Genomic DNA, 12,057 nt, shown 5'->3' on the forward strand with positions numbered 1-12,057 from the left:
TATTTTCACTCTAAATATAATGATATTTTAAAGTAATTTCCGTTCAATCTCTTCCCAATTCATAACACGAATAAATCTATTGTCATTCCTGTTATGCGGTGCATCAAATAGTATCTTCATTCCATCAAATGTTTCTAAGTTATGTACTCCGTCATCAACCATGATATCTGCTTTAATTATGTTTTTATTGCCACAAAGCACCACATTGCTATGTGGAATAAATGGAAAATGCTCTGTAAGCCATTCTAACTTTGCTTTAAGGGATTCCGGATGGTTTGTTGCTGTAGTAACAACATATACTTCATATTTCTTCGTCAGCTCCTCAACTATCCTCTGACTTCCTTCTATAACATCCAGATTTCTGAACAATTCGTAATCCAAATGTCTATAAACATTGTTTTGGGTATTTGTATATTTGCTAATATTCCAGCACAGTATATCTTCCTCTTTTAGAAAAGGATCGTCATAGGCGTTAATGTAGGCTACCCAATCACTTAGTAAATCAGCTAAAACTTGATCCATATCAATTGCAATTACTTTCTTCATAAATCCCCCTATCCCATTAAAAAGATTATGTCTTCAGCAATTTCTTTGCTAGGCCACTGCTCTGTATCCCATGAATATGTATGTAATCCTGTATCGCTCATTACTTCTCTGTATAACTCTAAGACCGGTTCAATATCTCGATCATTTATGTATTCATCACCACGTTCACTTAAACGCTGCTTAATAACTTTCGGATCAGCATGTAAGTAGATCACCTTGGCTTTGTCTCTAATCTTCTCCTCAATCAGCCTTTGCTGTTCTTCCGTTAAGATTGAGTAATCCTTGAACTTCCTCGCATAAACCAAATTTGAATATATGTATCGGTCAATAATTACATTGTCCTCATCGGCTAGCTTATTAAAGTGTTCAAACAGCTTCTCATTACCGCTCTTGGCCAATTCAAAGCTGGATCCCTTTATTACCGGATATCCGAGTTCTTTGCTTAGCTTATCTGCTACTGTTGATTTATAGCAGCAGTCAGTGCCTTCTAAAATTATCATCGTCATTTATCTTCCACCCTTCTTACATTGCTGAAGCCAAGCACTCTATATGAGCCGTCTGGATACTCAACTTCTAATTGCTCATGTCCTTTATCAACTTGTGCAACAACACCAATCTCTCCTGTGAAACCAGCAATCACCTTCTCTCCCTTTTTGAACATACAATTAACCTCCTTTAGCTGGATTTAATTCATGCTCCTTGAAGAATGTAATATCACCTGTTTCATCACTGACCGCGTAATCATATGTCGCAGAGTGAAGCAACTCAATAATTTTCCCCTCCCGTCCAACATGATGAGGACAAGCGTTCTTTGCATTCTCATTTATGATGACTTTTAACCCTTCTGGATAAGACCAAAACTTCGGCAATTAACCGCCTCCTAACTAATAATCGAGATTGTCCCATTTTGCTTGCCAAAATTAATTGCGTCACGCTCGGTTGCTACAAGCAAGTCCACTTTATTTCCAACGATTGCGCCTCCAGTATCAATTGCAATTGCTTTGAACGTTTCCCCACCAATGCTTATTTCAACAATTGAATTCAAGGGAATGACACTTGGATCGGTTGCAATAACACGATACCCTTTGTAATAGATTGATTGAGTAACATCAACACCTGTTCTAGTTGTTCCTGTGCATCCTTCTTGGCAGTGGGCAATATAAGCACTCAGCTTAACCTGGATGGTTTTCTTTGCGGCCGGCGGCTTGTTTTCTTTTTCTTTAATTTCAATTTTATTTTTACTCTTAAAAACTCTATGCTTTGCCTTTTCACCTCCTCTCATGTGCCTTTTCTTACTTTGCTTAGGTTTAATGAGTTTTGCTGAGATAATCTTCTCTGTATGCCTTTTTAATTGTTGTTCTTTGTTCGTTTGAGCTTTTTTAAATAACCGCAAGACAATATTCTCACTTGATGGTATCCTAATCTGTCTAGGCTTCTTATAAAATGATTCTTTTATTAAGTCTTCATTTCCCTCTGTTTTATGTAAATGCTGTTCATAACTTATGTAAGAAAAAGTGGTTAAGGAAATTAAAATCATCATACCATAAACGGACTTGAAAATGTTCATTTTTGTTTTATTTTTATTCATAAAATTTTTATTGATAATCCTGCCTCCTATGCCTCAGCTCTTTTGGTTGTTAGGCTGATATTCCCTTTCCTATCAACATGATCAATTCTACAGACCGTGTGGCTATAGATGCTGTTCTTATATACTTTAGGAATAAAGTTGTTGCCTCTTCTGAAACCAGTGAACATGAGCAAAGTTCCTCTGGCATACCAAGACTTCTCAACAACCTCTTTCTTGCCGCCGGCAACAGGTCGAGAAATCTGTTTATTATAATGTCCAAAGCTGCCAGCCCACTGTTTAACTGTAACCACTCCTGTAGGTGTAAGGAGTGTGATGGTGTGCTTGTTTTTATCCCTGTCTAATACGGTTCCTATAATTCGAGTCGTTTCATATTCATACAGAGTTTTTCCTCGCCATTGATATGGTTTCCCTTTGATCGGCTCTTCTGGCAACTCATAGAAATCAGCAATATCATACTTAGCAAAGTTAACACCAGCAAGTTCATGATCGTTATAATAATAACTCAATGAATCCATCTCCCATTTACCAAGAGATCCATCGGCATACTTAGACCACTCTTTCTTAAGCAAGCAATTGTTAAGTCCACTTAAGGCTTCTTCAGTCGATATCCAGTTTTTGATTTTGGACATTTTACTTTCATATTCTTTTTTAAACAATCTTTCTGATACAACAAGTTGACCATTAATCATATCAACGATTCCGCTTTCACTGAAATGTTGATTGTAAAAGTCGGAAGACATATCATCTAATAAGAAAAGCCTGTCTTTTGGAGATTTCATTGTCTTGTAAACCTTTTTGCTGATGTATTCTTTGAAACGGAAGAATCTAATTTCTAAAGCATATTCCTGGGGAACAATATTGTTTTCGATTAGCATTTTTAAATTCGATAAAGTCAGTTTGGTTTTAGGCTCAGATATCAAACTAATAAAGGATTTCATTATTTTTTGTCTATCACCAAAAGAATCAAAACAACCACCTTTTATTAGTTGGATCATCTGTCCTTTTTTAAGGATGCTACTTTTGAACATTCTTTCGATGAAGTCGTCAAAGTCACTGTATGGCCTATTTACAATTATTTGATGAACAACATCGTCACCAATTCCATTCATTCCTTTTAATCCAAATATAATAGAGTTACTTTCCGTATCTGCTTTAAAACCAAAATTTGCGCTATTGATATCAGGTAAATCAACTTTAATTCCTCTTTTTCTGATATTCCCTATAGCTGCAGCCACTTTCCCATAGTTTGTGGCGGCTGATTTTTTGGTGGCCTGATCTTCTTCGCTCTCAATTCCACCACTGTTGACCGTTAAACAAGCTGTGCTCCAATACAATGGGTTGTACTTATAGTTAAGGTTCAATTCTTGAAGAGCAATAATAGAATATGCAAGAGTATGCAGGCTGCTGAACGAGTATCCGAATTGTCTTTTAAATTGTACTTCCCAGACATATTTTAAAAGGTTTTCAGATGTTCCCAAGCTTCGCCCTTTCTCAAAAAACATTGTCTTTATTGCATCAATCATTTTTTTGATTTTTTTGGCTATCCCTTTTCTTAGCTTATTAGATTCTTCAATGCTAAACCCAGCAATTTCATTGTCCATGGATAGCATCATGACTGATTCCTGTGTATCTGCGATCCCGTATAGACCTTCTTCAGGTTTATACAGATGTTTTTTAAGTACATCCATTTCTTCTGAACTTAAATTGTGATTTCTCATTTCTTGATACCAGTGGTCGATGTCTTTTTTAAATCTTACATATGTATCTACAGGCTGTTCTTCCCCTTCTGACATCAGTCTCATTAAAGAATTTGTTACGGCTGTTTCCAATAAGTTTTTCGGCTTAACTTTAACAACGGATTGGTTGCCCACTTCTGTGTCAAACTGAAACAAATCCATTATTTCTCCTTCGCCAGCCATTTCCCATATTCTTTTAGAGTTATACTCCAATGTATCTGGATGCAAATACTTATTATAAGTTCCTTTTAGGGTTCCTTGGGACTCTATTTGATTGTCTTCGATAAGCTGGTCTAAAGCTACTCGAATTTTATCTAATCCCTCAATAGTCAATAGATCATACTTAACTGAACCCATTGCTTCACTGTCGCCCATATTGAACTGTGTGATATATGCTCCTTTTGGTGTCCTCATCATGGCGTTTGATTTGGTGTATTCATCATTGAATATTAGGACGCCGGCTGCATGAGAAGATCGTTTGTTAGTTAAACCTTCAATTTTCAGACAGGTTTCTTTCAGATTGGGATATCCCTCGACCTCTCTAATAAATTCCTTAATAGGCTTTCTTCCTAATTCTTCATTGCCAAAGAAGCAATCGGAGAGAGACCAGTTTGCTCCCCTTTCAAATGGAATCATTCCACTTAAATATTGAGAGATATCGTTATCAATTCCTAAGCCTCTGCAAGCAGTTTGAAGTGCGGATTTAGATTTCTCAGTTCCAAAAGTGCAAATCTGCAGTACTCTTCTTTCTCCAAACTTGTTCCTTAATGCATTTAAGATTCTTGGACGCTTAGATCCTTCAGTATCAATATCGATATCCGGCAAATCTGGTCTCGATTTATGTATGTGACGCCAATGAGGAAGGTTGTACTGCATTGGGTTAATTTGCGTAATATCTAACAAGTAATTTACTAAGAAACCTGCTGCGCTCCCCCTTGCTGCTCCAACTAAGCTGTCTCCTCCACATTCATCATCCCAAATTGTATTGATGATTTCCCGGACAGTAACATAATAAGATGACATGGCCTGTTTTAGCTTCTCACTAATTTCCCAAAGCTCACCCAATTCTAGATCAATCCGTTTTAAAATTGAGTGCAATTCTTTTTTAGACATATCCTTTTTCATTAGCTTTGCCTTAAAACCATCTTCAATTAGCTTTAACAAATACCTGTCCTGTTCTTCATCAGATTCCGCCATTAATTTTATATATTTATATTTCTCATATGCCGGCTTGAACAAATGGGATAATTCAAACTCAGGCAAAGCCATTTTTGGAATAATTGGTTCATGCTCAATAGTATAGTCTTCAATCATCTCTCCAATTAGCAATGTGTTTTCAATGGCCTCATTGATGAGCTCTTCGTCCATGTAGTCCATTCTCTCATGAATTTCATCAACATTCTGAACAAAACATGCTTCATAAAAAGAGTCGACTTCTCTCTCTCCATCCTTGGCGTTTAAAAAGGCTTGATGAATTGCCCTGTCTTCCGGTCTAAGAAAGTGTGCATCGGTTGTGACAATCACTTTCAATCCATAGCCGTTAGCTATATCAACAAGTTTCTTATTACAATAAATTTGCTCTTCACTTAAAGCTGGCTGAAGCTCAATAAAGAACTTATCTTTCCCAAAGACTTTAATACACCATGTTAAAAACTCATGAATTTTTAATTTGTGCTGCTTGATTGACTGAATGTCTCCGCTTTCTTCGCATTCTTTGATTCTGAGTAAATTGATATTCACCTCAGAGCCAAGACAAGCTGTTGTAGCGATAATATGACCTGGATCTTTGCTAAGCAGTCCTTCTACATTCTTTTTAACTGTTGGCACTCTTTCCATTGTTCCTGTGTAAAATGAATTTTCCCAGGCTTGTGAAGACAGTATTCTTAGCTGCTCATGTCCTATGGGGTCAATTGCTAACATTAAAAAGTGCGGAAACTTTGTCTGTCCTGACTTATAGTTATCACGAACTTCTTCCAGTGAATCGACTAAATATGCTTCATTCCCAAGTATGAGTTTAAAATCTGCAGGCATATCCCCTTCCTTCTTCATTTCTCTGACAGTCTTAATCGCTTCCAAATGTGCTGAAAGAACCTCATGGTCAGTAATGGCTAATCCTTTATAATTCATCTGAACCGCTGTTTTAAGCAATTCTCCTACTGAATTTGTTGAATCGAGAAGCCTTATGTTACTTTTATCAGTGTGACAGTGGCATCCAATCAATTTTCATCCCCCTTAAAACACAAGCTCTTTTTTCTTTGTGCGAACCACCTCCAAGTCATAAATTTCAATTTGAGGTGTTTGTCTGCCCTTATATTCATTTACCCTTGCCTTACCAACAACATTAAGTATTAAAGTTCCATTTGATTGAGTAAGTTTCTCAAAGTATTCTGTATCGCTTTTAAAGCGTATGTATTCAATATCTCCATACTTAAATTTAACCGTTGTCTTATTCTTTTTCCCTAAATGCTCAATTTGTTCGATGTCAATTTCAAGTTCTGTTATAGCTATTAATGGTTCTTCGACTTTGTAGCCCCAAAAGTCTTTGTAGCCATCAAGCTGAAGGATAAATTCCTTTCTTAATTGTTTTGCTGGTATCTCAAAATCAACATTCTGAATATCTTCTTCAATATCTATGTCTTTAAATTTTTCATTCAGTACTTTGTTCACTAGAATTAGGTTCTGTCGTTTAATTGCAAAACCAGCTGCATTTGGGTGACCTTCAACAAACTCAAACAATCCAGTATCCATAAGCACTTTCTTAAAATCCTTTATAAACCCTTTGTCATACCCTCGTATAGAGCCACTCAAGATATCTTTACCTTTTTCGGGATCGTTTCTGGCTAACAAGACCGGCTTTTTATATTCTTCTGCAAGCTGATTGGCCACCAGTCCAGTTAGACTTTTATCTAGAATTCCTTCAATGTAAACAATGAGTACTTTATTCGCTGTTAAACTTTTCTCCTCTATTCTATTTTTAATTTCCGCTCCAGCTGCATCTGCAATCCGTTTCTGCTTTGCTTTTAGATTTCCTAGAATTCTAACTGTGTCATCATGTATTGACACAAGCTCTGTTTCACTTTGCCCACGTTTTTTGTAGGGAACCTTTTCTTTAGAATGAAGGAATGCTCTCATCATTTGATCTTTTTCTTCACTGCTTCCAACCCTAATGGCAGCGTTAATTAAAGGGTTAATAAAGAACTGTGTATTCTGTATGTTCTTGTCACCTTTGGTTGAAAAATCTTGCTTCTTAAACAGCTTCTTTAATAATGGATGATTAATTTTCTTCAAGCCTTCATTCATAAAATACCTGGTTTCAAGGTTTCTTGAATCAGCCGAATCAGCAATGTTACCAATAGATACAAGGTCTAAGAATTGTTCGGCTTCATTTTTATTTAGCTTTTCATCAATTGCCCGGCAAAATTTATAGGCCATTCCTGCGCCTGTTAGAGTTTTATTCGAATAATTAGGCGAAAGTTGATTATTTACTACGATCGCATGCTCAGACTCTCGTTCACATTCATGGTGATCAATAACAATTATTTCTGTGCCTCTCTTATTAAGAGCCTCATGTTCCTCAAATTGACTTGAACCTGCGTCTGGGATTATGACTAAGTCAACATCATCAGGAATTGTATTAATAAAAATCCCATGTTCCTTCCCATCTTGAATTCTGTAATGTATATTTGCTTTCGGACAAATCTTCTTTATATAATTGATAATGATTGAACTGGATGTGTACCCATCTACATCGCTATCCACCTGAACAAATATTTTATTTTTATTCTCTAAATGCTTTATTAAACAATCAGTTGCTTTATCAATGTTGTTGAGTTTTGAAAAATGAATGACTGAGCTCTGGTTCACATCAATAAAGCTCTTCGGATTTTCAATCCCTCTGTTTTTTAAAATTGTCGATAATGGATTGAAATTATAATCATTGTTGCCAATGAGCTTATAAGCCACTAAATCCCTCCTTCATTCGTATTGATTTCAATTTTTCTTCTCATCAACTCCTCTAAAACGTCTTTTCCCTTATCAGCTGGACTGTCTTTATAATCCAATATGTTTTCAAAATCCCATAAAACATACACACGAACATACGGCGTAAATTTTCCTGCAAGCTTCAAGATTTTTTTCTGATACTCTAGCAGTTTACGTTGATACATCTCCTCTGTCTCATGCTCTTTCGGTGGTCTATATTTATCTAAAGCAATAAACACTTCTTCCACTCCAAGAGAAAGTAAGATATCACGGTGAAAATTTGAAATGTTGTTTGAACAGACTGCACATGTGAAATTTGCTTCACCATAAAAGTCCTGGCATTTTAAAACAGACTTTTCTGATTCAAAAATTAAGGCTTTTTTAAACCTTTCAATTGAATCTTTTGTTTTATGTAATCCATATAAATTCATCATGGTCTGATGATTATACAGGGTGTTCCCAACTTTTAAAGGCATATATTTATAGCCGGCATCAACTTCCTCTTTAATAAGAGATCGTCTACGTATGCCAATCAATCTATTATTTAAGTCCCGATGTGGAATAGATATCCCTTCTGTGTTGGTTCTAAAATAGTAACCAATTTCAAAGTCATTTAATGTTTGCATGCTGATTCCTTCGTCCAGCCACATTTGATGAGGATAAGGCAAAAACACATCTAAAACAGTTTCATTGAAGCTGGGAAGTTCAATGTCTATCTTTTTCTTCTTATTGAACTTCCCCATCCATTCCCAGTCATCAATTAAATTATTGTTCGTGAATGTCTCTCTATTACCGAAACCAAATGTTCTCCCAGCTAGCCTTGCAACATACTCAATAGCTTGATTGAAAGGTATATTGATCCCTTTTTGTCTTTTTGCTCGTATTACAAGCTCAAAGACATCGAATGTGTCTCCACATTCTGTATAGCAATGAAATTGCTTTGCTTCGTGGTAATAATACAGCTTGTAGCTTCCACCAGAAGCATTATGGCAAACGGTTCTGTATATTGGGTTTCCTTGTTGATCCCATTGATTATTTTCGCTACCCAATTCTTTTAATATTTTATGTATATCCTCAAGCGTAAGACTTTCTTTTATTCTGTCCTTATCATATTTCAAAGGGTGCTACACCCCTTATCCTGCTTTAATATTCAATTTTTCAACTGTAATTAATTCATTATCGAGATTTGTTGTGAAACAATCTTCCGTTCTCATGATATCCATGTTTATGTATGTGAAAATCTTCAGCTTATCATGCTTATTCCCACGATTCTTAAATACATGGACAACAAAGTTAGGCATCTTGTATCCAAAGCCATTCTTCATTATGTCTGCAGCAGCTTCCTTCTCTTTTTTGCTTAATGGAAGAATAATCATCGCTACGTCAGTTTTATCTGCAATCGCCTTACTTCCTCTTAAATAATTAGCATCAATTTGTAGACCTTTTAGCCAAGCGTCCTTCCAATCACCGTTCAGCTGCGTTGCACTCATCATAAAAACATCATATTTATTACATAGGGCTTTTAACTTATCAGCCATGAGCAATAAAATTTGGTCTTCTCTTAAGCTTATTCCACTGTTTCTACTCATTTCTGAAAAAATGGTTACAGAGGAATGGATATAATCAAAATAAATATACCCGACATTGTATTTTCTAACGTTTTTCTCGATAGTCTCTTCTATTTCTTTGATATTGAAATCCGGCAAATGTTCAAACCAAATAGGTGATTCCTCTAATATATCTGCTGCCTTTCTAATTCTTTCTTCTTCAGACTTTGTAGCGGAATTTTGAAGTATTTTCTCTTCTGGTACACCTGAGATATACGCTATTGCTATACTTTGCAGTTCCTCAGGTACCATTTCCGTTGAAATTACAGATGCGTTCTCTCTAAAAAGATTATCTTCCCATTGCTTTTCTTTGATATTGTAAATTTGGGTTGCACCTAAGAAGCAGGCATCTGCAACCATGTTTCTTGTCTTACCTCCTCCAGTGGTACCCGATCTCAAATAGAACTTTTTCCTTCGAGATCCCCTAAAAATTGAAGTTTGAATTTCACTGTTCAAAGGTACTCCAATATCTGGTGAGAGCTTTAACCTATCTAAAAACTGATGGACACCCTCTCCAGCTTGAATACCCTTGCTTTGACTGTTTGTTTTGAATTTGTCTTTCACTTCAATAATCTTCATTTCATAATGTGAAAGGATTTCTTCTATTGACTTCTTATCAAAGCGTTCCTGCATAGCCTCTTGCTCTCTAGGATCAATTATTGTATGATCGTATATCTCTCTAACGTCAAACCCTAGTCCATGCATTTCCCTGATTAAACTAAACTTTTTTAAACGGTTATAATAAAAATCAAAGTTTTCGACTTCCGCCAAATTCTGTATTGTATGAATATAATTTATACCGTCATTGTCATTGAAAACCTTATACTGGATTCCATAGTTTTTTAGATATCCATCAATCTCTACTTCATTTATAACTTCTGTGCCTTGATTAAATAAGTTATACATTGCAGCAAAGAGAATTGAATGAAATCTTTCGGGAAAGTCGGCCTTTGATAGGTTGTATCCGTTACTTTCAGATAAGAGCGAGGGTTCCTTTAATATGCTCCCCAACACTTGTATAATTGCTTTTTTATCTTGTAGCAAGGACAATCTCCTCTCTATAAGCTGCTAATATCAAATGTTTTTTTATCAGGTATTCTATTCATTTTTATTGTTACTTCTCTAACAGGTCTCTGATGGAGAAGTGTATCCTCAGCTATTTTTTTTGCTTTTTGTCTAGCAATATAGTGCCGTTTAGCTTCCTCATAAATATAAGGTACTATATCTAAGTCTCCATCTTGCCTCACAGGATGCCCTAACGTTTCATGAAAGTATTCTAAAGACAAGCGCATTCCTTCGACTTTTAAATTGTATTCTTTTTCATACTGTTTGATTTGTTTTAGCATTTTTCCTGTTGGAGCTTTGATTCCATAAAGTCTGCACAGATAACTAATAAGCTCCTTTCTTGGATTCACTTTTGATCTCCATTCTTTGTAGCAGCCCTCATGATAGTATCCTTTCCCGTGTTTAACACCAATGTCTTTATCAAAGCGTATATCACAGTATTGGCATTTAACTTGTCTTCCCAAATAATCACCCCTATTAAGAAGGAGGGAATAGTCCCCCAGTCTATTTAGATAGAAGATCTTTTAGGTCATCCAAAATTACAGACATAACGTTTACTTGTTTGCGGCTGCATTCAGTCACTTTTACTCCCTTGCCTAAATGCTTCTCTGTAATCTCATTAACCTCTTCCAATCGTCCTTCTCCATTGAGCTTAATTCCAACTTCTTTGATTTGCTCCATCAATGAGTCGTAATCAAGCTCTTCTGAAGCGTTGTTTTGTTTTTGCTCTTCATATGTAACAGCAACAATACCTTCTGCTTCTTCCTGTCTTTCAACTGCTTCTATGATGGCTTTTTCCAGACTCTCTGCAGTGAACTCAGGGAGATATGTGTCAATGTAATCGAATCGGCTGCGTGCAAAATGCTCATCTGTTTCAGCCAACCAGGCGCTTGATTTGATAACCTTTCTATCTTCATCAACACCATTAGAGCTTAGATAAAGTACAATATCACTGTTATCAATAACAGGGGCCAATACACGTTTATCACCCTTAGGATAAACCTTTCCTTTTTTGTCCTCTGCAGCATGAGCAATAAAGATTACGGTAAACCCTACACCAATTAATTTATTAATTTCTTCCCAAACTTCTGTTTCATACTCTTTCCAAAGACCAAACCCATCGTTTCCATCTTTAATCCGTTCTACATCATATTGCTCACAAACATATCTGGTTGCATATTTAGCAAATGCATCTACTTCATCAACAATAATTGTCTGGTACGTTTCTTTTGCCTTTTCTGCATTTTTGGTTAACTGTTTATTAACCTTCTTAAAATCCGCCCAGCTATTAATAGCCATAAATTTAACGCCTGCGATGGCATTCAAACCTTTTTCAAATGGCAAGTATAATGGCTTCTTCATTCGTGTGCTTTGTTTTGTCTTACCCAAGTTGTTAGAACCATAGATAGTAATAACTTTTCCTTCTAAACCTTTTGCGACTACTGAAACTTGAGGATTAAAAATATCGATTGCCATTTAAACTCTCCTTTAATTATAATTTGATGGGTGAGTCAAAGCCCACCCCAGTTATGTA

General features: G+C 36.0%; 11 protein-coding genes. All 11 read right to left on the reverse strand.

Annotated features, from left to right (window positions below):
- Positions 1-27 precede the first annotated feature (27 nt).
- The 11 genes from JNUCC21_RS11025 to JNUCC21_RS11075 are packed head-to-tail and all read right to left on the reverse strand — an operon-like array spanning position 28 to position 11,999.
- A complete protein-coding gene (locus tag JNUCC21_RS11025) occupies positions 28-546 on the reverse strand; it encodes a 5'-3'-deoxyribonucleotidase (protein WP_072589230.1) in 519 nt (172 codons plus the stop codon).
- An 8-nt stretch (positions 547-554) separates the two neighbouring features.
- A complete protein-coding gene (locus tag JNUCC21_RS11030) occupies positions 555-1,052 on the reverse strand; it encodes an AAA family ATPase (RefSeq protein ID WP_072589231.1) in 498 nt (165 codons plus the stop codon).
- Positions 1,049-1,207 carry a hypothetical protein gene (locus tag JNUCC21_RS11035; RefSeq protein ID WP_165882056.1) on the reverse strand — a complete coding sequence of 53 codons (159 nt, stop codon included), beginning with the start codon at positions 1,205-1,207 and terminating at the stop codon, positions 1,049-1,051. Before JNUCC21_RS11035 ends, JNUCC21_RS11030 begins: the two co-directional genes overlap by 4 nt.
- A 4-nt stretch (positions 1,208-1,211) precedes the next feature.
- Positions 1,212-1,415 carry a YorP family protein gene (locus JNUCC21_RS11040; protein ID WP_014417936.1) on the reverse strand — a complete coding sequence of 68 codons (204 nt, stop codon included), beginning with the start codon at positions 1,413-1,415 and terminating at the stop codon, positions 1,212-1,214.
- Between the two features lie 11 nt (positions 1,416-1,426).
- Positions 1,427-2,134: a 3D domain-containing protein gene (locus tag JNUCC21_RS11045; RefSeq protein WP_369878120.1), complete on the reverse strand. Its 708-nt coding sequence runs from the start codon at positions 2,132-2,134 to the stop codon at positions 1,427-1,429.
- A gap of 26 nt (positions 2,135-2,160) precedes the next feature.
- Positions 2,161-6,090 carry a PHP domain-containing protein gene (locus tag JNUCC21_RS11050; protein WP_369878121.1) on the reverse strand — a complete coding sequence of 1,310 codons (3,930 nt, stop codon included), beginning with the start codon at positions 6,088-6,090 and terminating at the stop codon, positions 2,161-2,163.
- Positions 6,091-6,102: 12 nt separating this feature from the next.
- Positions 6,103-7,833 carry a single-stranded-DNA-specific exonuclease RecJ gene (gene recJ, locus JNUCC21_RS11055; RefSeq protein WP_317461282.1) on the reverse strand — a complete coding sequence of 577 codons (1,731 nt, stop codon included), beginning with the start codon at positions 7,831-7,833 and terminating at the stop codon, positions 6,103-6,105.
- On the reverse strand, positions 7,833-8,969 hold the full coding sequence (locus tag JNUCC21_RS11060; protein WP_369878122.1) for a hypothetical protein: 1,137 nt from the start codon (positions 8,967-8,969) through the stop codon (positions 7,833-7,835). The genes recJ and JNUCC21_RS11060 overlap by 1 nt, the downstream gene beginning before the upstream one ends.
- A 15-nt stretch (positions 8,970-8,984) precedes the next feature.
- Entirely contained in the window at positions 8,985-10,502 is a 1,518-nt protein-coding gene (locus JNUCC21_RS11065) for a replicative DNA helicase (protein ID WP_285703418.1), read from the reverse strand.
- A 14-nt stretch (positions 10,503-10,516) separates the two neighbouring features.
- Positions 10,517-10,987: a hypothetical protein gene (locus tag JNUCC21_RS11070; protein WP_369878123.1), complete on the reverse strand. Its 471-nt coding sequence runs from the start codon at positions 10,985-10,987 to the stop codon at positions 10,517-10,519.
- A gap of 40 nt (positions 10,988-11,027) precedes the next feature.
- Positions 11,028-11,999, reverse strand: a complete 972-nt coding sequence (locus tag JNUCC21_RS11075; protein WP_160228902.1) for an ATP-binding protein — start codon at positions 11,997-11,999, stop codon at positions 11,028-11,030.
- Between the last annotated feature and the right edge of the window lie 58 nt (positions 12,000-12,057).

The organism is Bacillus sp. JNUCC-21, from assembly GCF_041222765.1.
GTDB lineage: Bacteria > Bacillota > Bacilli > Bacillales > Bacillaceae > Bacillus > Bacillus velezensis.